This window comes from Paracoccus actinidiae, assembly GCF_030863885.1.
Lineage (GTDB): Bacteria > Pseudomonadota > Alphaproteobacteria > Rhodobacterales > Rhodobacteraceae > Paracoccus > Paracoccus everestensis.
In genome coordinates, this window is sequence record NZ_CP132956.1 from 4,409,744 (window position 1) to 4,429,998 (window position 20,255).

Annotated in this window: 21 protein-coding genes and 5 pseudogenes; 9 read left to right on the forward strand and 17 right to left on the reverse strand. The window is 60.8% G+C overall.

Going from position 1 to position 20,255, the window contains the following annotated elements; genetic code table 11:
- The first annotated feature begins 174 nt into the window (after positions 1-174).
- Positions 175-1,215, forward strand: a complete 1,041-nt coding sequence (locus Q5701_RS21855; protein ID WP_306753033.1) for an extracellular catalytic domain type 1 short-chain-length polyhydroxyalkanoate depolymerase — start codon at positions 175-177, stop codon at positions 1,213-1,215.
- A gap of 218 nt (positions 1,216-1,433) precedes the next feature.
- Here the strand turns inward: Q5701_RS21855 and Q5701_RS23160 are convergent, their stop codons facing one another.
- The 4 genes and pseudogenes from Q5701_RS23160 to Q5701_RS21875 form a co-directional block, all read right to left on the reverse strand.
- Entirely contained in the window at positions 1,434-1,769 is a 336-nt protein-coding gene (locus tag Q5701_RS23160) for a hypothetical protein (protein WP_373568589.1), read from the reverse strand.
- Positions 1,770-1,793: 24 nt separating this feature from the next.
- A complete protein-coding gene (locus tag Q5701_RS21865; RefSeq protein WP_306753035.1) occupies positions 1,794-2,075 on the reverse strand; it encodes a hypothetical protein in 282 nt (93 codons plus the stop codon).
- A 6-nt stretch (positions 2,076-2,081) separates the two neighbouring features.
- Positions 2,082-2,825, reverse strand: coding sequence for an NAD(+) synthase (nadE, locus tag Q5701_RS21870; protein ID WP_306753036.1), 744 nt, complete (start codon positions 2,823-2,825; stop codon positions 2,082-2,084).
- A gap of 448 nt (positions 2,826-3,273) precedes the next feature.
- Positions 3,274-3,504 (reverse strand): annotated as a pseudogene (locus Q5701_RS21875) (ATP-binding protein); the annotation flags it as partial.
- Here Q5701_RS21875 and Q5701_RS21880 point away from each other — a divergent pair.
- Together Q5701_RS21880 and Q5701_RS21885 are read left to right on the forward strand one after the other, a co-directional pair.
- Positions 3,497-4,174: pseudogene (locus Q5701_RS21880) on the forward strand (aldehyde dehydrogenase family protein); the annotation flags it as partial. The pseudogenes Q5701_RS21875 and Q5701_RS21880 sit on opposite strands and share 8 nt — an antisense overlap.
- A 42-nt stretch (positions 4,175-4,216) precedes the next feature.
- Positions 4,217-4,300: pseudogene (locus tag Q5701_RS21885) on the forward strand (IS5/IS1182 family transposase); the annotation flags it as partial.
- A gap of 19 nt (positions 4,301-4,319) precedes the next feature.
- Here the strand turns inward: Q5701_RS21885 and Q5701_RS21890 are convergent.
- The 5 genes and pseudogenes from Q5701_RS21890 to Q5701_RS21910 form a co-directional block, all read right to left on the reverse strand.
- A pseudogene (locus Q5701_RS21890) lies at positions 4,320-5,183 on the reverse strand (AI-2E family transporter); the annotation flags it as partial.
- 4 nt (positions 5,184-5,187) lie between these two features.
- On the reverse strand, positions 5,188-6,291 hold the full coding sequence (locus Q5701_RS21895; RefSeq protein WP_306753037.1) for a porin: 1,104 nt from the start codon (positions 6,289-6,291) through the stop codon (positions 5,188-5,190).
- Positions 6,292-6,308: 17 nt separating this feature from the next.
- Positions 6,309-7,538, reverse strand: coding sequence for an HlyD family secretion protein (locus tag Q5701_RS21900; RefSeq protein ID WP_306753038.1), 1,230 nt, complete (start codon positions 7,536-7,538; stop codon positions 6,309-6,311).
- 3 nt (positions 7,539-7,541) lie between these two features.
- Positions 7,542-7,964 carry a hypothetical protein gene (locus tag Q5701_RS21905; RefSeq protein WP_306753039.1) on the reverse strand — a complete coding sequence of 141 codons (423 nt, stop codon included), beginning with the start codon at positions 7,962-7,964 and terminating at the stop codon, positions 7,542-7,544.
- A 157-nt stretch (positions 7,965-8,121) separates the two neighbouring features.
- Positions 8,122-9,654 (reverse strand): hypothetical protein, encoded by a 1,533-nt coding sequence (locus Q5701_RS21910; protein WP_306753040.1) that lies wholly within the window; start codon positions 9,652-9,654, stop codon positions 8,122-8,124.
- 37 nt (positions 9,655-9,691) lie between these two features.
- On the opposite strand from Q5701_RS21910, the gene Q5701_RS21915 reads away from it, so the two are divergent.
- Positions 9,692-10,036, forward strand: coding sequence for an RrF2 family transcriptional regulator (locus Q5701_RS21915; protein ID WP_306753041.1), 345 nt, complete (start codon positions 9,692-9,694; stop codon positions 10,034-10,036).
- 484 nt (positions 10,037-10,520) lie between these two features.
- Here Q5701_RS21915 and metB read toward each other — a convergent pair whose 3' ends face one another.
- From metB to Q5701_RS21930, 3 genes and pseudogenes are all read right to left on the reverse strand, one after another.
- Positions 10,521-11,720, reverse strand: a complete 1,200-nt coding sequence (gene metB, locus Q5701_RS21920) for a cystathionine gamma-synthase (RefSeq protein ID WP_306753042.1) — start codon at positions 11,718-11,720, stop codon at positions 10,521-10,523.
- A 191-nt stretch (positions 11,721-11,911) separates the two neighbouring features.
- Positions 11,912-12,484 carry an NADPH-dependent FMN reductase gene (locus tag Q5701_RS21925; RefSeq protein WP_306753043.1) on the reverse strand — a complete coding sequence of 191 codons (573 nt, stop codon included), beginning with the start codon at positions 12,482-12,484 and terminating at the stop codon, positions 11,912-11,914.
- A 232-nt stretch (positions 12,485-12,716) separates the two neighbouring features.
- A pseudogene (locus Q5701_RS21930) lies at positions 12,717-13,865 on the reverse strand (cbb3-type cytochrome c oxidase subunit I); the annotation flags it as partial.
- Between Q5701_RS21930 and Q5701_RS21935 the strand changes: the two are divergent.
- On the forward strand, positions 13,864-14,115 hold the full coding sequence (locus Q5701_RS21935; protein WP_306753044.1) for a hypothetical protein: 252 nt from the start codon (positions 13,864-13,866) through the stop codon (positions 14,113-14,115). The pseudogene Q5701_RS21930 and the gene Q5701_RS21935 overlap by 2 nt on opposite strands.
- Before the next feature lie 227 nt (positions 14,116-14,342).
- On the opposite strand, the gene Q5701_RS21940 is transcribed toward Q5701_RS21935, so the two are convergent.
- The 3 genes from Q5701_RS21940 to Q5701_RS21950 all read right to left on the reverse strand — a co-directional run bounded on the left by Q5701_RS21940 (position 14,343) and on the right by Q5701_RS21950 (position 16,219).
- Entirely contained in the window at positions 14,343-14,921 is a 579-nt protein-coding gene (locus tag Q5701_RS21940; RefSeq protein WP_306753045.1) for a cupin domain-containing protein, read from the reverse strand.
- A gap of 231 nt (positions 14,922-15,152) precedes the next feature.
- The gene (locus Q5701_RS21945; protein ID WP_306753046.1) at positions 15,153-15,332 is read right to left on the reverse strand and encodes a hypothetical protein; all 180 of its coding nucleotides are present in this window, start codon (positions 15,330-15,332) and stop codon (positions 15,153-15,155) included.
- Entirely contained in the window at positions 15,329-16,219 is an 891-nt protein-coding gene (locus Q5701_RS21950; RefSeq protein ID WP_306753047.1) for an ArdC family protein, read from the reverse strand. Before Q5701_RS21950 ends, Q5701_RS21945 begins: the two co-directional genes overlap by 4 nt.
- A gap of 931 nt (positions 16,220-17,150) precedes the next feature.
- On the opposite strand from Q5701_RS21950, the gene Q5701_RS21955 reads away from it, so the two are divergent.
- The 4 genes from Q5701_RS21955 (at position 17,151) to Q5701_RS21970 (ending at position 18,824) form a co-directional block, all read left to right on the forward strand.
- Entirely contained in the window at positions 17,151-17,297 is a 147-nt protein-coding gene (locus tag Q5701_RS21955) for a hypothetical protein (protein ID WP_306753048.1), read from the forward strand.
- Positions 17,298-17,615: 318 nt separating this feature from the next.
- Positions 17,616-17,777, forward strand: a complete 162-nt coding sequence (locus Q5701_RS21960) for a hypothetical protein (RefSeq protein WP_306753049.1) — start codon at positions 17,616-17,618, stop codon at positions 17,775-17,777.
- Positions 17,778-17,838: 61 nt separating this feature from the next.
- A complete protein-coding gene (locus Q5701_RS21965) occupies positions 17,839-18,102 on the forward strand; it encodes a hypothetical protein (protein WP_306753050.1) in 264 nt (87 codons plus the stop codon).
- Positions 18,103-18,278: 176 nt separating this feature from the next.
- The gene (locus Q5701_RS21970; RefSeq protein WP_306753051.1) at positions 18,279-18,824 is read left to right on the forward strand and encodes a DUF4167 domain-containing protein; all 546 of its coding nucleotides are present in this window, start codon (positions 18,279-18,281) and stop codon (positions 18,822-18,824) included.
- A 72-nt stretch (positions 18,825-18,896) separates the two neighbouring features.
- Here Q5701_RS21970 and Q5701_RS21975 read toward each other — a convergent pair whose 3' ends face one another.
- Positions 18,897-19,568: a sugar transferase gene (locus tag Q5701_RS21975; protein ID WP_306753052.1), complete on the reverse strand. Its 672-nt coding sequence runs from the start codon at positions 19,566-19,568 to the stop codon at positions 18,897-18,899.
- Positions 19,569-19,668: 100 nt separating this feature from the next.
- Positions 19,669-19,875, reverse strand: coding sequence for a hypothetical protein (locus Q5701_RS21980; RefSeq protein ID WP_306753053.1), 207 nt, complete (start codon positions 19,873-19,875; stop codon positions 19,669-19,671).
- Positions 19,876-20,255: the final 380 nt, after the last annotated feature.

Consider the following 20,255-nt stretch of genomic DNA (forward strand, 5'->3'; position numbering starts at 1 on the left):
TCCCGCATAGCGGCATTGCGGCGGCAGGTCTGTTTTGCGGCTTGCAAGGAGGGTTGGCGCATGTGACGCAAAACGGAGGTATCGTTTACAGAAAGGGCCCGGGACGTGTCGAGGCGACCGCGTTTCCCATTCAAAGCCGTCCGTCTGAAGCCAGGTGCCATCACCGCAACCGGCATGGTGTCCGCCATCGTCAGTTCTGCCGTGCGGACCGGTGAGAAGGTGTTGAAGCAAGTCAGTTCTGCATCCGGAAAAGCTGAGAAACCTGCACGAAGAAAACCTGCGGAGACAGCCAAGTCCACTGCAGCTGTTGCAGCCCGGCCCCGCAAGATCATCATGCCCGCTCGTGCATCGTTCCGCGCCGCCACCCACCGCTGTGAGTTCGGGCAGCGGGATTACAAGATCTACACGCCTGCCCCGGCCGCCGGTTTTCCGGCTCCCATGCCAGTGCTGATCATGTTGCATGGATGTGGCCAGACCCCGGATGATTTTGCCACGGGCACGCGCATGAACGCCATAGCCGAGGAATTTCGCCTGCTGGTCATCTATCCCGCTCAAACCCGCGAGGCACATCCAAAAAGATGCTGGAACTGGTTTCTGCCCGGCGATCAGGGCCGAGAGGCGGGCGAGCCAGCCCTTCTCGCAAGCCTCATCCGAGACGTTCTGAGACGGCATCTAGCCGATCCGGCGCGCGTCTATGTCGCAGGACTGTCGGCCGGAGGATCAGCGGCCTTGGTTCTGGCAACGGCTTATCCTGATCTTTTTGCCGCGGTCGGCGTCCATTCCGGACTTCCCGTGGGTGCCGCGCAGGGCAAGACTTCCGCCATGATGGCGATGGCACGGGGAAACCCTGGCATCCGCTGCACAACTCCCATGCCCACCATCATCTTTCATGGAAGCGATGACCGGGTCGTGCATGCCCGCAACGGGCGCTTCATAGCCATCCGCGCGCTTGAACCCTTTGTCGGTGTTCGGGGGACACACCTCAAACGGCAGATCAAAGGCGGGCGGAGCTATGTGAAGAGCACCCATCGGATCGGACAAGGACGCCCGCTTGTTGAGCACTGGCTGATCGAAGGATCAGGGCACGCCTGGTCTGGAGGATCGCCAGCAGGGCGCTTTGTGGATCCTTCAGGCCCTGACGCATCCCGTGAGATGGTGCGCTTCTTGCTCCGGCACAAAAAGAGCATCCGCAAACGTGCTGTCCGTCTGGGTTAAACTTTACATCTCTTGGCATGCGGCGGTCCTAATGCTGCAGATGTGGGGAACGTTGCAGATGATCAGGGCCGCACATGTGGGTTTACCGGCAGTCGACGCTGCAGCTCTTCTTTTCCAAACTTGCAGGACGCGCCCGATATAGAATCGTTTGCGATAAATTGCTGCTGCGATGCCTGCCGGCCCTCCGGCTAGGTCCACACAATCAAGGCTCTGGACGGCTATTCCGGTCCGGTGCCAAAGGTGGCCAGACCGATAGCGAAAGCGGCCAACATTGTTGCTGAGAGTTCGGCATCAGGATTGCCGGAGAAGGGGAGCTCGCGTGCGATCGGCAACTCCCGGTGCAGACAAGAGGCGATGCACAACCATAGCCAGCGGGCTTGCCCTGATTGGTTCGACCCGTGGCAGCCAGTGCCAAATCTGCCTTTGGTGCGGCGAAGAGCGCCCTCCAGTAGGGTTGAACTGCCTCTCACCTCAGATAGGCTCGCCGACAGCAAGCCCACAATGCAGGACTCGGCTGTGATCACGCGCATCTTCCATGCCTGAAGCTCCCGCACGAATCTGTTGGGATCGCGTGCAGATCAACCGAAGGATCCACGCTGTACGCTGGTTTCCTTTCCACGCAGCACCTCGGGCCTGAAAAGGCTCTCGTCCACCTGCTCGAGCAGGCTGAACCGATCCATCAGCGGGTGATCCAGCCGGATCGGATTGACCCGCTTGTACCAGGTGCTCCGCAGGCGGCCGAGTACAGTCTCGAAAATGCCCGTGGCATGCTCTTCTCCAGAGAATTCCAGAAGGTCCGCCACCCGGTCCGGCGTGGCCCTTGGTTCCTTCTGCAGCGCTTGGCTGACGGCGAAGATCATGATGTCTCATTCCAGATAGGTCGCACCAATCTGCGCCTCGTCGCCCGCGCCAATCCCCAGCCCGTCGGTGGGTTTGGCGCGCCACGTCTTTTCGGGCACCCCCATCGAACGGGCGAGCCAAGGGATCTCCCACGACTTCAGCAAACCCTGGATCGGCGCCAGGTCGCCCACGTCGCCATGCAACGTCCAAAAACCGGCGCCCAGTTCCGAGAAGTTATCGGTGCTGGCGACCAGCCCGCCCAAACGATGGGCCTGATCATAGAGGGTCATCATTCGAAGGCGGGCGCGCAGATTACCACGCCGCGTGCGCGCCGCAGCGGAGTCGTCCGTTCCCAGGGCCGCGTCGACATGCCCAAGTGCCGACACCATCGCCTCATATTCGGGCGAGAGGTCCAGGTGCAGATGCTCGATGCCCAGGGCCTCGCAGGCCTCGACACCGCGCTCGGTCTCGATCGGGTTCTGGTGGATCGGAAGCGTAAATCCCACTACCTGCCATCCAGCCGCCTTGTACAGTGCTGCCGTGAGGGCAGAGTCAACGCCGCCAGACATGCCCAGAACAGCGGTACCGACTGCCCCCTGCTGCCGATAGGCGGCAAGCTGGTCAATGATCTTCTGCTGGACTTCGATCAGTTGCGCCTCTGTGGCGAAAAGCCCCTGGTCGATCTGCTCCTTCAAACGCCGGTCGAACCAAGGGGTCAGGCCGCCCGATGCCGTCTGCCGCGACAAGGCCAGAATTTCAGAATAAAGCACGCAGCCTCCAGCAATCATCCGTCGAAAAGCGTCACCGGTGGGTCAGGCTCTCGTCCAAAGCGTGGTCGTGACATGAACCGCTGCCCCGCACATCTGTTCCGGGACATGCCAAAGCATGGATCAACCATCCCGAAGTACACGTGATCACACAAACATGCCCGCAACAAACAGGTTTGGAACGAGAGTAGTGGAAGTGCGTATTCCACGGCATCCGACCGCTTATTCCAACAACATCCGGCCAGCCCTTCCACGGGCATCCGACCGGTCGGCGGTAGCGGTCTGAGGCAAAGTCTTCATGGTTGACCCGGGGGCATCCGGTCAAGGGTGACGGTGGTGCGGAGGGTTGTCCACGGGAGGGTCCCACGCGCCCAGCACCGCGCCCGCCAAGAGGCTGGCGGTGTCGGGCGCGTGGAAGGGACCAGTGGGCAATCCGGGGCCGGGATCCTGCTCATTGACTGGCCTCGGCGTGGTTGTCGATGCCGGTCTTGCGCAGCGACGGACCATCCAGGGGAATGCGATAGGCATTGTAAACCAGCCTGTCGAGGATGGCGTCGGCGAAGGTGGGCTCACCGATGACATCGTGCCAGGTCTCCACGGGGAGCTGACTGGTGACGATGGGCGAGCGGCGGCCGTAGCGCTCCTCGACGATCTCCATCAGGTCGCGGCGCTGCGTGGCGGTCAGGCGGTCGGGCGCAGATGCACTGGAATACTTCGCGGGTCTCGGAGCGACGATCACCGGCCAGACCATCCCCCTGGGGAGCGATTTCGTCTATACGATCCGAGAGGCACTCGGCGTCTGCGCAGGCATTGGCGCGTGGAACTATCCCAGCCAGATCGCCTGCTGGAAGGCGGCACCTGCATTGATCATGGGCAATGCCATGGTCTTCGAACCCAGCGAGGAAACGCGGCTGGGAGCCCTGAAGCTAGCCGAGATATTCACCGAATCTGGCCTGCCCGCAGGCATTTTCAACGTCGTGCAGGGTCGTGGCACAGTAGGGGCGGCACTGGTCACCGATCCGCGTGTAGCCAACGTGTCGCTGACCGGATCGGTTGCGACGGGTCAAAAGGTTTATGCCGCCGCCGCGGGCATGCGGCATGTCACGATGGAACTGGGCGGCAAGTCGCCATTGATTGTCTTCGATGATGCCAGCCTTGAGGATGCAATCGGTGCTGCAATCCTCGGGAATTTCTATTCATCGGGGCAGATTTGTTCCAACGGCACCCGGGTCTTTGTCTAACGGGCCATTCTTCCGCGTTTCCTTGATCGGGTGGCGGAACGGCTGGCACATGTGAAGATTGGCGACCCGCTGGACGGTGACACACAACAGGGCCCTATCGTTAGCCAGGCCTAAGAGCGTCTAACAAAACCGCTGCTCATGCGTTGAAGGACCATGAGCAAGCCCCTTGTACCTGATGATCTATGGGAGGCCATTGCGCCGCTTCTGCCAAGGGAGCGGCCGAAGCCGAAGGGCGGAGTGACAAGGTAAGCCAAGCCCAGATCAGCACCGGCAGGACAACAAGTGCCGGGCCGATCTGCAGGATGCAGAGAATAAGGATGATCAGCGCAAGGACGCCCGCGCCCTGCAGGCCCGCCACATGCAGGACGATGCCAATCAGGATTGCCTGCAGCACTGCGATGCCTACTACTCCCCGCGAGACATTGCGGACTGTCACGCCCGCCAGATCCACGAACTGCTCCCCCCGCGGGGCAAGGATGCGTGCGGCAATTCGTCGGCCCCACTGGGCCAGATGGGGGCCGGGGACCAGCAACAGTCCAGAAAGCACAATCGCCAGGATGAGCTTCACCAGGCCGAGGCCGAGGCCGGATATGACCGTGATCGCCTTGGCGCCGATCGGCGCCAGGATCTCTCGATGCTCGGCAAGAGTGCCTTCGATATTGGTGCTGGCCGTGGCCCAGAAAGCATGGCTCTGCTGCCCGATCAGGGGCAGCGTCCCGAGCCAGGCAGGGGGCGGCGGAAGCTGCAGCCCGCCGGTGCCAACGCGGTGGGCAAGAGCTCGCACTGTGTCGATCAGGTTGCTCGTCAGCGCCGCCACGGGACCGATGACTACCAACAGGACGGCAAGGGTCACGATCACGGCGGAAAGGCGATTTCGACCGCCCAGTAGCCGTACGAGCCAGCCGTGAACCGGAGCCAGCGCCACGGCCAGGATGATCGCCCAGGTGACTAACGCCAGGAACGGCCGGATCAAGGCGAGTGACAGATAGGCGAAAAGGCCAAGCAGAAGCAAGCGGATGACAAGATCGACGACCCTCGCCTCAATCAGGTGGACCCGGTCCGCAGAGAGGGTGGGCCGCACGCCCGAATCCGTCTGGCTTTCCGGCGAGGGCTGGATCATGGGATCAGAACCTCCACCGTGCCCCCAGCAACACTGCGCTGATATCCTGATAATCGGCCGCGGTATCGTCGTCGAACTCGTATTCCCGATAGCCGAGATAGGCTTCCAGGTTGAGGTCGTCGAATGTCTGTACTGCCTGAATGCCCCAAGATTTCGAATCCGAACCCTCGGTTTCGTAATCCGAGCCGTCGAAATAATCGATGGACAGCGCCGTGCTGCCATAGGCGATCAGATCACCCTGCCAGCCCAGCTTGACATAGCCGTAACTGCCGTTGTCATCCTGCCCGTCCCCAAAGGCAAAGGTTGCGTTGAGGCCGGTCGGCAGATGCTTGATCGAGGTCGATGCGACGAGTTGTTCGGTATCGTTGTCATCGTCGTCCTTCCAAGCATAGCCGATCCCGGCATCGGCCTTGAAGACGTCGCTCTCATAGCCATAGCGCATGCCAAGGTCATAGTAGCTTGCATCGTCATTCTCGGCCAGGATCTCCTCGCCATAGGCGGCGGAGAACGTGAAGCCAGAGAATTCGGGCGTGTCATAGCGGAGGCGGAAGCGGCGTCCGCCGTCGAAATCCCTGAACGTGTCGGCGATGCTGATGCCGGACAGGGTGTCCCCGTTCCGGAATTCATAGCCACCCGCAGTGTCGGGAAGATTAACATAACCTGCAAGGGTAGTGCCGGAATTGTCGATTTCTGCCAAGGCGTCGGTTGCCATGCTGCCTTGCCCGAACCAGACCGCGCCGAAATTGCCGGAATACACGCCCTCGAACTTCCGCAGGTCGGTGCGTTGCCAGTCGATCCAGTCGGGATCGTCAACCTGGTTGGTATCCGCGGTATTCTTGAAGCCCAGTCCGGTCTCGACGTTGAAGCGAAGCTTGTTTTCGCCCATCGGCACGTCGATCCAGAAGCCCAGCCGACTGACCGAATTGCTGTTATCGACGAAATCGTCATAGCTGCGCTCGCCGTCGTCTGCCCGCTGATATGTGAGGTTCAGCTGGCCATAGAAGGTTGCCGTTGCGCCTGATGGGTGGGTGAAGGTCAGATCCTCGGCCCAGGCCGGCGCCGTGGTGAGGCAAAGGAGGGGGCCGAAGACAAACGGTCGCATCTGCATGTTCATGTCTCCTTTCGTTAATGTCCCTTCAACACGAGGGTCTGGATTGGCAGCAGCAGCGCCTGGATCCGCAGGATCATGGCATGCACCAAGCCGACGGCATCGACCGCGTGCAGTGTCACACGCTGCAACCCGCCAAGGTTTTCATCCTCCAGCCGGTCATGGTTGCTGGTATAGGCGTTGGCGATGCAGTTCGCCCCCTGCGGCAGCCCGTCGAGGGCGCCTTCGTAAAGCGGCTCCATGATGACCGTGATCGTGCCCCCTGCAGGAAGAGTCTGCAGATCCTGCAGTTGGTCGGTAGGCCGGATCTGCCCGGAGGCAATGACATCCTGCACCTCGGTCACCACCATCGGGATGATCTGCCAGGGCTTGGCGGGACAGGTGACCTCGCCGATCATCCCCGGCTTCATCACCTGGCTTTCGATCTGACCAAAACCCGCGGCCAGCCCGGTGATGCGGCGCGTGGGCACAAGGATGCCGGCCGGGCGCAGCATCGGGTTCACGACATCACCCGGTCGCAGCGCAAACTGCTGTATGATCCCGTCGGTACCGGCGACGACCAGGGTCTTGTCCAGTTCGACCTGAGCCTGGTGCAGCACGGCCTCGGCGCTGGCTTTCTGCGCGGGCAACTGGAAATCGACCCTTGCCTCGAGCGCGTCGCGCGCGGCGATCGCGGCATCGACCATGCCCTGTTGCGTGTCCACCTGCACCTGGGAACGCTGGACCTCGCGTCGCGAGACTGCGCTGGAATTTTGCTGCAGCAGGGCATTGCGGGTATCGAACTCGTCCTGGGCCTGCGCCAGCATTCCCTGGGCCTGCTCGATCCGTCCCTCGGCTTCCCGCACCTGGATTTGTGCAACCCGCAGTTCAGCGTCCACCTCTGCCAGCTTGCGCTGCGCGGTCTCGACGGCCGCCTTTTGTTCAACATCGTCCAGCCGGAACAGCGGATCGCCTTCTTGAACGGACTGATTGATGTCCACAAAGGTCTCGGCAACGCGGCCGTTCGTTTCGGGCAGGATGGTGACGGTCCGAAAGACCGAGGTTGCGGCCTTGGTCGAAGGGTGGAAGTAAAAGATCGCCGTGATCAGGCTGATCGTCAGGATCAGGCACAAGACGATGCCCCATCGCAACTCGTACCACACGGTGAACAGCGTGATCTGCTGCCCGATCCGCTTGCCTTGACCATAGCGGCGGTACAGAAAGTCGGGAAGCACGGTGACGCTTGAACAAAGCAGCAATTCCAGCATGGCTCACCTCGTCGTCGGAGGGAGGGGGACAGGGTCGGTTTCCCCCCGGTCTTGAGCCGCCGGTGCTTGGGAACGGGCCATCCGGCCCAGCGACGACGCCATGGATTCAAGCGGTGTGGAAAAGTCTGGGATCGGGATCATCGCAAGAAGCAGTCCTGCGATCCAAAAGGCGTGATTGTGGGTGAAGAGCGCAATCAGCGCCAGAACCGCCACGATCTCGAACTGCACCTTCTGGCCACTGTGGGCCATGTGTTCGGGCAATGCGTGAAGCTTGAGGTAGAAGACCCCGATGCCTATCACCACCGCGATCAGGAAGATCCCCATTCCGACCAGAAACCAGTCGGTCTGACCCGGCATGGTAATGAAGGCCGGAAGATGATGGACCGCCTCTGGATGCGGAACCGCCGAATCGGAACCTGTCGCCATGCCGTTTCTCCCGTCGCAAGTGGGTCGGGTGAGTCGCACCCGTTGCCCAGGACTGGGATCAGCCTAACCTCTTGCCCCTGCTCAACCGAACGCTTTGCATGTAAGTTACTGTGAATTCACGTCCAGACATCGAATTGCAACATCACAGCCGCCGTACTCACGCACTGAGGGAATCGAGTCCGGTGCCTGGATTGATCTTGTCGATGGCTGCGAGAATCGCATCGATCTGCTCGGGATGAATTTGACGAAAGGTAAGCTCTTGCGGTAGCCGCGCCAGAAGCCCGGGCCACAGATGCACAGCGTCCCTGAGGCTGGCATCGGCCTCGTCCCGACGGCCGAGACTGCTGAGCGCCACGGCTTTGGCAACGTGGACAAAAGCGATCCCCGGCGCGTTGATGGCCTGGGCCTCCTGCAGCGCCAAAGCAAAGCGGCCGTGGGCAAAATGATAAAGGAACAGGCCCATCCGGTATTGGCCGGATTGCATTGGGTTGCGGTCATAGGCCTCTTCTATCAGTGGCACGGCACGGTCCCATTCCATCCGCATGGCATAGCGAAAGCCCAGTTCCGCCAGCAGTTCAGGGTTGTTCGGGTTCAAGGCGCGTGCGACTTGCAGGGTAGCGAGACTGGCTTCGGGATTGCCGGAAAACCATTCAGCCACCGCCTTGGCATGGTGGGCGCAGCTTGAATTGGGCACAAGCCGTATCGCCTGTTGCGCCAAAGCGCGTGCCCGTTCCAGCGGTGCAGCGCAGGTGTCGCTGACATCATAGCCATAGCGGACGGCATCGGAATAAAGCAGTGAAAGGCAAGCGAGGGCAGAGGCAAAATGCGGATCCTCGGCCACGGCAGCCTCAAGATCGCGCCGCAAGGGATGGAACAGGGCCGGATCCAACGTCCGCCAGTAATCATGGAAATCCAACAGTTTCTGATAGCCCAGAAGGGAATGCGGCGCGTTGTCAACGTTTTCACGCGCCTGGCTGTCGAGGATCCCGTCCCGTAAGGCCAAAACGCGTGCCACCTCACCGGCGATCTCGGCGCAAAGGGCGATGATCCGGGCCGGAGTAGATCCGTCACTTAGGCTGCGGGCGATATCCTGCGCCCAGACATAGCGTCCGTCCCGTGCGTCCTGCAGCAGCAGTTCCACCTGCAGGGTTTCGGGCGAAAGTGTTGCGGTGCTGAACAGCCGATAGTCGATGGCCAGCGGCAGGCGTTCCGCCAGAGGCATGTCGCCCTGGATCATTTCGGTCGTCTCGAAACCATAGACGAACAGTTCGGTAAACCGGGTAAGCGTCGCGATCAGCTGGCGCGTCAGCGCGCGACCAAGGGCGGGGAAAAGTTCGGTTGCGCCCTGCTCATCCACTTCGCTGACAAGGATCCGGGGGGCCAGACGGTGCATCGCTTCGCGTTGTTGGGGTAAAAGCAGCAGATTTTGCTCTTGCGCGAGTGCATCGGGCGGGCTGGAGGGTTCCGAAAATTCCGGCACATAGCTGCCCTTGGGTATGCTGATACGGATCCCGGCGGGACCGTGTTGCCTCAGGTAGAAATGCTCCAGCGCCCGGCGCAGCCGTGCTGCCTCGATCCGGACAATAGAATCCTGTTGCGGGTCGAAGTTCTCGCTCCGACCGAAGGCGCCGGTCGCGATGCTATAAGCCTTGATGCGGTCTGCGCGCCCGGCCAGCGTTTCCTCGACCACATAGCTCAGGAAACGCCTATTGCGTTCGGAGGCCCTGGTGTCGATCCGCCAGATCGCCGAAGCTCATGATATCTCTCAGAACCACTTGATGAAGATCGTCCAGGATCTGGCGGCCTCCGGCTTCATCCGCACCACCAGAGGTCGTCACGGCGGATTGCAACTGGGACGACCGGCAGAGGAGATCACCATCGGTCAGGTGGTGCGGCATACCGAAGGTGACAGCAGCATGGTTGATTGCAGCACTTGCCGGGTTGCAGAGGACTGTGGCCTGCCCGCTGTCTTTTCAGAGGCGAGAGAGGCATTCCTTGCTGTTCTGGACAGATGTCGTCTTTCGGATGTGGCCCGGATGCCGAATGCCTTTCGGCACCTGTTTGCCGTGTGAACAGGCGCAAGATCGGTCGACCGCAGTCTGGCCGGGTGCCTGAATTGTCACCTATAACCTGCTGCGGGCTTCGTGCGGTCCTCCTGCAGCAGCGCATGGATGAGGGTCCGTGGCCTTGTCCCGCATCAATATGCAGCAGCATGGGAAAGAGGCGTTGGATCTTCCCGCTCATCCCCCTTTCAGAGGCCTGCAGTGGGTGTAATCGATATACCGTGCATCTGGACTGGAAAGACCTGACACGATGCCATCGGTGAGCCCGCTTTCACCGACCGCATTGAAGGTAAAGTACAACGTCCGAATTTGAGCTGCTCCAGCCACACACTGGCGAACAGGTTGGCATGGAGATGTTTCGGCTCTGGCTTCGCCGCTGGTGCGGGAGTGCCAGGATCTCGGCCGCATCACAAAAATCCAGCGCTGCCCGACAGGCGCGCAGAAGGACGAGTTCTGCGCGGGATGTCCGCAATGCCCAAGACGCGGCCGCTCGTCAAACTGCTTCATTGCAAGTGCTGTCCTTGGTGCCCGCCCCTCGCTCCGCAGCAACAAGGGCGCGGGCGAGGTCGGCGATTAGATCGCTCTCGGCTTCAAGGCCAATCGAGAGACGCAACAGGTTATCGCCGATGCCCGCCGCATGACGAGCCTCCGACCCCATGCCCGCATGAGTCATGGTCGCGGGATGGGCAACCAGGCTCTCGATGCCGCCGAGCGACTCGGCGAGAGTGAAGACTTCGACTGCTTCAACAAAGTGGCGCACTGCCTCCGTGCCTCCGCGGAGTTCGAAGCTGAGCATCGCCCCGAAACCCTGCTGCTGGGTGGCCGCCAGTGCATGGCTAGGATCACTCTCAAGCCCGGGATAATGGACAGCCGCGACCCCTGGCTGGGCTGCAAGGAAGTTTGCTACAGCCATGGCATTCGCCTGCTGGCGCTCGAGGCGCGCAAAAAGCGTGCGCAGGCCACGCAGTGTCAGGTATGCGTCGAAGGGCGCCCCGGCGGTCCCGGCAATGTTGGCCCACGCTGAAAGCTGCTCGACGTCGGGTGCCGACGCGGCGATTACCGCACCGCCGACCACGTCGGAATGGCCGTTGATGTACTTGGTTGTTGAGTGGACGACAAAGTCCGCGCCATAAGCGATCGGTCTCTGCAGCGCGGGCGAGAGGAAGGTGTTATCGACAACCACCTGCGCGCCCGCTGCATGGGCCTTGTCCGCGATCGCTCGGATGTCGCTCACCCGCATCAGCGGATTGCTTGGCGTTTCGACAAACACGAGCCTGGGGCTGCGCCCGAGACCCTCCTCAAGTGCCGCGGCATCGCCCTGATCGACAAAGGCAAGATCGAAGTGGCCGCGCTCTGCCCGCGCGGCGAGGAGCCGGTAGGTGCCCCCGTAGCAGTCGTCCGGTGCGAGGACGAGATCGCCCGGGCGCAGGAGAGACAGCACCAGATCGATAGCGGCCATTCCCGACGCCGTCACCACCGCGCCTGCGCCGCCCTCAAGGCGCGCCAGCGCCTCGGCAAGAAGTGCGCGGCTGGGGTTGGAAACGCGGGAATACTCATGCGTCCGGCTGTGCTCGTATCCGGCAAAGGCGAATGTGCTCGACAGATATATCGGCGGTGCAACAGCACCGAACTCACGGTCGAATGCAATACCGTAAGATGCTGCGATGGTATCGAGTTGCGTTGGCTTGCTCATGCTACTGCTCAGCCTCAGCCCCGCCAGGAGTGGCGCGTGTCTTCAAGGATCATCGGCCCTGGGCAGGAGTCTGACAAGCCCCAACGGGGAAGGTGTGTCTTCCGAACCGGATCGTCTGTTCCTTCAGGCAAACCTGGAGCCGCTCTTGCGATGAATGAACGCCATCTCCCGTAGCGAGGCGCTTTCATGTATCAACTTGAACGCGGATACACTGTCAGGACCCGTCGAATGAAGTCGCGGAACTCCTGCATGTAGCTGCGCAGAAATGTCTCGGTTGACGCGACGCTAACTGTTCCGTCGTCCGAGATCAGGTCTGGTGTGAACTGGATATAGGCTTCAACCGCATTCATCATCGGCGAGTTGCAGAAGCCCAGAATGCTCTTGAGGTGCTGCTGGCCCACTGCGGTCCCGATCGCGCCAGGCGAGGTGCCGATGATCGCCGAGGGCTTACGCGTGAAGGAGTTCTGCCCATAGGGTCGGCTGGCCCAGTCAATCGCATTCTTCAACGCTCCAGGGATCGAGCGGTTGTATTCCGGTGTGACGAACAGGACTGCGTCGACGGCTGCGATCGCTGTCTTGAACTCCTTCGCAACGACGGGAAAGTCGGCGTCATAGTCATAGCTGTAAAGCGGCAGGTCACCGAACGGGATCTCGCGCATTTCCAGATCGGCAGGCGCCAGTCGCACGAGCGCCTTTGCCAGCTTCCGATTGATTGAGGCCTTGGCCAGGCTGCCCACGAAGTAACCGACAGTGAACTCCGACATCTCATCCTCCGGTTCAGGGCCTCTGTCAGCGTTTGCTGACAGGAAGACCGGTTACCCAGTCAGCTTACGGCAGATAGTGCGTCCTGTCTCTGCGCAGCATCGTCGCCTTCACAGCATAAAAATGGTGGCGCCGTCATGAGCCCGCATCACGGCCAGTCGGCGGCGCATCTCGCCGAACCCTGGCTTGGCCGCTCTTCTTTCGCTGTTGTGGATCGGACTTTGCCCTGGCGGACGCGTAGTCCCGGTCCCAGTCCTCCCGCCTGGGAAGCCGCTCGAACGCATGTTCGGGCGGCGGCGATGACAGCGTCCATTCCAGCGTGTCGGCGTATTCGTTCCAGTGATTGTTCTGGGTCACGCGCTGTCCTGCGAAAAGCGTGTAGAACACCACGCCGATGAACCAGAGGAACGATGCGAATGCGACATAGGCACCGATCGAGCTGACGTAGTTCCAGACCGCGAAGGCATCTGGATAATCGATGTACCGACGCGGCATCCCTTGTCGGCCCAGAAAGTGCTGCGGGAAGAAGATCAGGTTCGAGCCGATGAACATCGCCCAGAAGTGCAGCTTGCCCGCCCATTCGGGATATTGGCGGCCCGACATCTTGCCGATCCAGAAATAGATGCCCGCAAACAGGGCGAACACCGCCCCCAGCGACATCACGTAATGGAAATGGGCGACCACGTAGTAGGTGTCGTGATAAACGCGATCAAGCGGCGTCTGCGCCACGACAACGCCGGTGACGCCCCCCACAGTGAACAGGAACAGAAAGCCGAAGACGAACAGCATCGGCGTCCTGAACTCGACCGAGCCGCCCCACATCGTTGCGATCCAGCTGAAGACCTTGATGCCCGTGGGCACGGCGATGGTCATGCTGGCAACTTGAAAATAGGCCTGTTGAGTGATCGACATGCCGACGGTGTACATGTGATGGGCCCAAACCGCGAAGCCAAGCACCGCAATCGCGATCATGGCGAGGACCATAGGCAGATAGCCGAATATCGGTTTTCGGGAAAATGTGGCGGCGACGTGGCTGACAATGCCAAAGCCGGGCAGGATCAGCATATACACCTCGGGATGGCCAAAGAACCACAAGAGATGCTGATAAAGGACGGGATCGCCGCCCCCTGCCGGGTTGAAGAAATTCGTCGCAAAGTTGCGGTCCATCAGCAGCATCGTGATCGCGCCCGCCAGTACCGGCAGCGACAGCAGGATCATCCAGGCCGTGACGAACACCGACCACGCGAACAGAGGCACCTTGGAAAAGGAAAGTCGGAAACGAACAAAGGATCGCGCCAAGAAAACAGCTGCGAGATGGAACGGAAGTTGACCCGCAGAGGTTGTGTAACCCGTGCCAGAACAAGCCTTACGGAGCTGAAACATGATCACCCATGTCGAAGCCGCGCGGATGAAGGATGAGAAGCTCGTCCGTGCCGTGCTCAGTGCAGAAGAGCAGAGCGGCTTCCGAACCGGGATCCGCTATTCAGCTCAGGGACGCCATCTCGTCCAGGTGTCCCTTATCCCGCAACGGCACTGGTGGATCTGCGACATGGGTGATGATGGCCAACTCTGGAACTGCCGGATCATGACCGCAGAAGACTATGCCAAAACGAGCCATACGCCCCTGATCTGAACGGACCGGTTAAACGGCCTGTCGTTTTACCAGGGGCATGTGCCTTTGCCTCACAGAAAGGCAGCGAGAAGGTCGTCCTAGTTCGAGACAGGCGGACCGCACTGCGGCGGGCGTAGTTTCTCGTCGGCGGCCCATCCAGGAAGCATTCCCGCCAGCCCCCATTCCCACGCCCCTGCCCTTCTTCCCCACCAAGCCCCCTCACTGCACCGCTTCCGTTGGCGGCACGATCACCATGCCGACATCGGCCGCAACCGCGAAGATCCGAGCCACGTCCGGCGGCCCCTCCTGGGGTTGCGGGGCAATGGTGGCGTCAGCAACCGGGTGGCCGGTCCGGGTGAAGAACGCACCGCTTCCGTTGGCGGCACGATCACCATGCCGACATCGGCCGCAACCGCGAAGATCCGAGCCACGTCCGGCGGCCCCTCCTGGGGTTGCGGGGCAATGGTGGCGTCAGCAACCGGGTGGCCGGTCCGGGTGAAGAACGCCTCGTGCATGTGGCCCGGTGCATTGATGATCAGGAGGCGCGCAGGATCGGGGCTGACAGCCTGGAAGGAATGCACCGCTCCGTCTGGGACCGAGACAAAGCCGCCTGCCGGGACCCGTTGCGTTTCACCCGCAAGCGTGAACGCAATCTCGCCGTCCAGCACATAAAAGGCCTCGGTCTCTCCGGCATGGTGGTTGGGCGGCGCGCCCAGGCTAGGGGGCACCACGGCCTCGACCAGGCAGAACTTGCCCATCGTCTCGGCTGGAAAAGCATGAAACCTGAAGAGGATGCCCATTGCGTCATAGGTGCGCGGAGCGGTCATGGCCTGTTCCTTCTGTTGGTTGCCATTCATGAGACATGCGTCTTATAAATTGATGGTGATTCTAGCAAGACATTTGTCTCGTGAGGTGGCCGTGGCGCAGCGGGAAGATCAAAAGAACAGGACACGGGCGGTCTTGCTGGACGCGGCGGCGTTGGCCGCGCCGCTCCGCTTCTGCCAAGGTGGCGCAGATGATGGGCAGGTCGTCGGGGTCGTCCCGGATCTCGTAGGTGGTCACAGGACAACTCCCGGCTTGAGATTTCCGGCCGCATCCAGCCAGCCGCGCGCTTTGGCGCAATCCATGCAGATGCAGGTGCCGGTTCCCTCGACAACAACCGGCGCGACATAGACCCAGGGGTTGCTCCTGCCGCATTTGCGGCAGGACAGGTCGGGCAGGGGGTAGGGTCCCTTCATGCGGCCCTGCTTTCTTCTGCCTCGATCTGCTGACCCTTCATCAGCCATTCGGCAGCCTTCTGCGCCTCGCTGGCGGCTTTGAAGATCAGCCGCTTGTCGTCCGCCATAGCCCGCAACCAGCTTTGAACATAGGCGCCGGACTGGTCAAAATCGGGTGTCAGGCCAAGCCTGGCGCAGGTCATGCAATTGCCAATCTCCGCGATAAGCTCCTCAAACGCATAGCTTTTTCTTTCGGTAAACCGTGAAAGGCGGTCAAGGCGGCTCTTATGACCGGTCCAGTGGGTCGCCTCGTGTGCAAGCACGCCATAAAACCCGGCCGCATCGTGAAAGGTCGCAATCGGCGGCATGTGGATGAAGTCCTCAACGGGGTTGTAGTAGGCTTGCGGCTCGTCGCTGGTGCGTATGTCCGCGCCGGTCGCCGCGAAAAAGGCGTCAAGGGTGGGGTCGGCCTCGGTGCCAAGGTCGCGGGCAGGTTCGGCGGGGGTGGCGTAGTATTCAGCGGGCAGGCCGTCGATCTGCTCGGCGTTAAATACGCGGTAGGCTTTCAGGTAGGGCAGGCGGCGTTCCTCGCCCGTGTCCGCCTCCTCGCGCTCAAAGGTGCCGTATTTAACAACGGTGGATGATTTCTCGCCCTTGCGGACCTGTCCGCCTGCCTCTTGGGCCTGCTTGTAGGTGAACCAACGGGCGGCGCGGTAGCCCTTGGCATCAGCGGCAAGCCACAACATCAGCACGTTGATGCCGGAATAGGGTTCGCCGTTGCTCCTGAGCGGGAAGGGTGCGCCGCCCTTGTCGCCGGTCCACGGCTTGCGCCATGCCGGGGTGCCCGCCTCGATGCTGGCAATGATGCTGTCAGTGACGTGGGCGTAGAGGTCGAACTTGTCAGCCATGTGTGGCCTCCTTGTGGTGCTGCCCGTTTCGGTCTGGTGCCGGATCATCGGGCGGGGTTTCTGGCGAGGAAGCGCGAAGCGCGCGCCTCTCCTGAAACCCTGCCTCCCGGCGAGGGCAGGAGGGGGACCCATGCAAGGTTGTCCGTAGGGGCGAAGGGGAGGGGGATCACCCGGCCACGCAGCCCGGCCCCCGGCCGGGACCGTGGTTGGGGAAACCCCTTCGCCCCGTAAAGGGGACGGCCTTGCGTGGGGGAACCGGCGGTTCCCATGAATGGACACGCGCCCTTCGCGCGTGGCCCCGCAAAGCCAGGGGCGTTCGGCTTGTCCGAATCCCCCTGTCCCCGATCACTGCGCACCGCGCGGGGATCTCCGCATCATCTTCTTAAGGTCGAAGCTTTCCAGCCTGCCGCCTCTTTACGGGCGGCGGTCCTTGCACGGCGGCGAGCTGGACGCGCTTATCATAAAGCGAAGGGAAGCGAGCCGCCTTGTGGGAAGGTTTGACCGCAGCATGCAACCGCCCGCCCGGTTGACCACAGGCCCTCGCTCGATCCCTGTAGTCTCGCGCGGACCTGCTGCGGCCTCCCGCCTGCACTCCCAAGGTCGTTGCGGCGCGAGGCTGGACAACCGGGCTCGCGCCACCTCTTCTTTTATTCTTATCCCCTAAACGATCCACGAAAATTGTGGATAACTGCGTCAGCGGTCCAGCTCGAAGGGACGAGATGGGCAGGGCAGGGCGACCAGGACCGGCGGGCGAGGGACTGGCTCGGAACGAGACAGGCATCCGCACGGCGCAGTCGGGAGCATCGCCTGACCAGCTCGGGCGAAGGCCGACTTGCCAGCAGGAGCCGGGGACACGATCCGAAGGAGTACGTCCTGCCTAGGCGAAGAAAGGGTTGAAACCTGTATCGGAAGACTATGGCCAATCATAACGATGAACGGAATAACCAAGCCGCTCCCGCTTGCCTACAGTGCTGCTGGTCTGGCACAGGTTGGCCTGCTGAAGCATGGCAGCTGGATCTTCCAGCCGGGCGGCAAAGCACTCAGGAACATGAAAACAACACAGGTGCCGCCCGGCTGATAAGCCTCTTTTGTCTGAACATGACGCAAACGGCAACTTGTCCATTTGGGCAACAGATCAAAACTTAATTTTACTTAAGTGAATGGAACTATTGCGGTCCGAAACGCCCTTTACATGAAAACAACACAGGTGCCGCCCGGCTGATAAGCCTCTTTTGTCTGAACATGACGCAAACGGCAACTTGTCCATTTGGGCAACAGATCAAAACTTAATTTTACTTAAGTGAATGGAACTATTGCGGTCCGAAACGCCCTTTCAATAAATGCATCCGCAGAACAAGAAAATGTCGGGCGGAATACAACGGAAGGATGTGCGCTGATGGGCATCATTGATCCAGACATCATTGCGTTCCTGCAGAACTACAGGCAGGCGCAACAAGGCGGCGAGTGCAAGGTCCAGCGATCCCTGGGATCTGTTCTCGTGGACTCGCTTCGCCGGTCCATGATTACCGCTCCGGCCCTTGAGCCGGTCGCAGCCTAGTGGGCATGCATCCGGCAGTCTCACAGGGGCTTGTTGGCGAGCTGTCGGATGGATGGAACGCATGAGAGATAAACTTGGCCCTGCCGATCCCGCCCTGCGGGGCTATGAGGCTTCCGCCCAGGGCCACACTGAAACTCAGCTTCACCTGTGGGTCAGCGCCTGCGTTAATGCTGGCGTGCAGGAACTGGACAGGATGATCGTGACCGCACCGTCAGACCTGCGGATGGCCTATCCGTGCTATGCCTCGATGGCCGATGAGATTGAGATTACAGTTCAGCGCATCTGGTGGGACATTGCCTTGAGGCGGATGCGGGCAGGCCACTGATTTCGCAGTCAGGCATACCGCTTCGGCTCTTCGCTTCGGTCACTTTCCACAGTACTGGTTGGAGCTACCCTAGAAAAAGCCGCCGCGCCCTCAAGCCTTCTTGCTGACAAGCTAGGTTCACCCTATCTCGGCAGAATGCAGCGGCAGGTGTCCCCGCTGCCTTATCGAATTGGCTCATGAACCCATATTCCACACGACGGGATGGCAAACCTCGCTCGCCGCAGCAACAGCAGGGTCCCGGCAACCGTGTCTTTGAGAGCACGAGCGCAAAGGGCAAGATCCGAGGGACGGCACAACAACTCGTTGAGCGTTATCTTCATTTCGCGGAAGAGGCGCGGCTTGCAAATGACCGCGTGGCCTCAGAGGCATTCCTGCAATCCGCCGAGCATTATGTTCGCGTGAGCAATCCTGTTCGTCATGTGGAAGACCATCCCGTAAGGGACAGGTCTTTCAGACAAGCGCCGACCACCCAAGAACCGCAGTGGTCCAACGATGAGAAGCAAAGAGACGAACCCGTGGCCGTGGCCGCGGTGGATACACGAGAAGCTCCTAACCCTGAGCTGATCCGACTGGACGAGGCACGCGAGCGCGTAGCAGCCGAGAAACAAAAGCAGGCTGAAGCCGCTGAGAAACGCGCAGCGGCAGCAGCTGATCTCGAACGAATTGCTGGACAGCACGGCTATACCTTGGAGCAACTTGGCTTGGTGCTTCGGCCAGCCTGATAGACGACCCGCCAGGGCGGGTGAGCGTCTTGTGGACATCCGGGCCTTTGGTGAGGCTTCCGATGCAGATGATTAGAAGCCCGTCGCTCCCACCACCACGCCGACGGTTCGCCAGATCACCAGGGCATCCATGCGCAGGCTGATCGATCGATCGTAATCATCGTCGTACATGGCCCGGGATGCGAATGTAGACTGGTTGCGTTCCGAGACCTGCCACAGGCCGGTGAGGCCCGGCCGCAGTCCATAGTAGCTGGACCCTGGATACAGGACCTGCTGTTCAGGAAGCATCGGACGGGGACCGACCAGGCTCATGTGTCCGATCAGGACGTTCCAAAGCTGAGGAAGCTCATCCAAGGAACTCTTGCGCAGGATACGACCGAACCGCGTGACGCGGGGATCGTGGCGCAGCTTTTGGGTTTCATCCCATTCGGCGCGCGCCTCGGGATTGATGTCCAGATGGCCCTGCAGCCGTTTGTCGGCATCGACCACCATACTGCGCAGCTTCCACATCCGGTAGCGGTGCCCCCCACGGCCAACCCGCTCCTGCGAATAAAAGGGATTACCGCCATCCATGAGAACGACCAGTGCCAGCACCAGCACAAGCGGCAAGACGACCGGCAGAGCCATCAGCACCAAAAGGATATCAAGCGAACGCTTGAAAGAGCTGCGATATAGCCCCTGATGCGGGACAAAGAGGAAAACACGGGCCGGGCTATCGGCCAACAGCCGTTGCTGAACAAACATGACAAATCACTCTTTACAAAACAAGGCTTCAACATCGTGACGTGAACCGCGATTACTCTCTGAAGTCAGACTGACTTCAGCGCGCGCACAACCCTCGACGTCAGGAAAGTCGAGGCGCGGGCGGTGCGATCCCGATGATCTTCGCCTGGCGTTCCAGACGCCCCAGAAGCTCACGGTACTCTGCGTTATGGGAGTAGGCGCCGATTGCCGACATGATGACCTTCCAGTCATCGACGGACACAGCGGGACGAAAAGCGAAGGTGTTTTCAGAGCCAAACATGGAAATACCTAGAACTGTACCGAACATCCCCTCTATAACCGGAGGTTGTCTATTGGCCAATTTGCCTTTTTGTATAGGCTAATGAACTGTCGAGTGATGGGTGGAGGAATACGCGTAGTCTGATCACCGGCCGATGGGGAGCCGCTCAACAAGAGCGCACATTCAGGGACGGGAAGACTTTGGCCTCACTCATCCAAGCCACCAAGACCCGAGTTGGCATTCACCGGCAGAAGGCCCGATCAAATCGGTCGAGGTATAGGCAATACTATCCCGCTGATCTTTGCTTCATGCTCAAGACGAACCAGAATGTTGCAACCAAGTTGAAATGTCCTTGGCTGCGCAAAGCAGAAATGTCTCACCGAGGGTGGCCAAGCATGGCCGGGCTGGGCGGAGACATCCGCCATCGC

Bases quoted from the DNA above. Each gene is read 5' to 3' on its own strand.
- Q5701_RS21970 (WP_306753051.1), top strand. From the start codon at position 18,279: ATGAACCCATATTCCACACGACGGGATGGCAAACCTCGCTCGCCGCAG.
- Q5701_RS21855 (WP_306753033.1), top strand. From the start codon at position 175: ATGGTGTCCGCCATCGTCAGTTCTGCCGTGCGGACCGGTGAGAAGGTG.
- Q5701_RS21980 (WP_306753053.1), bottom strand. From the start codon at position 19,875: ATGTTCGGTACAGTTCTAGGTATTTCCATGTTTGGCTCTGAAAACACC.
- Q5701_RS21940 (WP_306753045.1), bottom strand. From the start codon at position 14,921: ATGACCGCTCCGCGCACCTATGACGCAATGGGCATCCTCTTCAGGTTT.
- Q5701_RS21945 (WP_306753046.1), bottom strand. From the start codon at position 15,332: ATGAAGGGACCCTACCCCCTGCCCGACCTGTCCTGCCGCAAATGCGGC.
- Q5701_RS21965 (WP_306753050.1), top strand. From the start codon at position 17,839: ATGAGAGATAAACTTGGCCCTGCCGATCCCGCCCTGCGGGGCTATGAG.
- Q5701_RS21900 (WP_306753038.1), bottom strand. From the start codon at position 7,538: ATGCTGGAATTGCTGCTTTGTTCAAGCGTCACCGTGCTTCCCGACTTT.
- Q5701_RS21935 (WP_306753044.1), top strand. From the start codon at position 13,864: ATGATCACCCATGTCGAAGCCGCGCGGATGAAGGATGAGAAGCTCGTC.
- metB (WP_306753042.1), bottom strand. From the start codon at position 11,720: ATGAGCAAGCCAACGCAACTCGATACCATCGCAGCATCTTACGGTATT.
- Q5701_RS21960 (WP_306753049.1), top strand. From the start codon at position 17,616: ATGGGCATCATTGATCCAGACATCATTGCGTTCCTGCAGAACTACAGG.
- Q5701_RS21950 (WP_306753047.1), bottom strand. From the start codon at position 16,219: ATGGCTGACAAGTTCGACCTCTACGCCCACGTCACTGACAGCATCATT.
- Q5701_RS21895 (WP_306753037.1), bottom strand. From the start codon at position 6,291: ATGCAGATGCGACCGTTTGTCTTCGGCCCCCTCCTTTGCCTCACCACG.
- Q5701_RS21975 (WP_306753052.1), bottom strand. From the start codon at position 19,568: ATGTTTGTTCAGCAACGGCTGTTGGCCGATAGCCCGGCCCGTGTTTTC.
- Q5701_RS21865 (WP_306753035.1), bottom strand. From the start codon at position 2,075: ATGATCTTCGCCGTCAGCCAAGCGCTGCAGAAGGAACCAAGGGCCACG.
- Q5701_RS21955 (WP_306753048.1), top strand. From the start codon at position 17,151: ATGAACGGAATAACCAAGCCGCTCCCGCTTGCCTACAGTGCTGCTGGT.
- Q5701_RS21905 (WP_306753039.1), bottom strand. From the start codon at position 7,964: ATGGCGACAGGTTCCGATTCGGCGGTTCCGCATCCAGAGGCGGTCCAT.
- Q5701_RS21925 (WP_306753043.1), bottom strand. From the start codon at position 12,484: ATGTCGGAGTTCACTGTCGGTTACTTCGTGGGCAGCCTGGCCAAGGCC.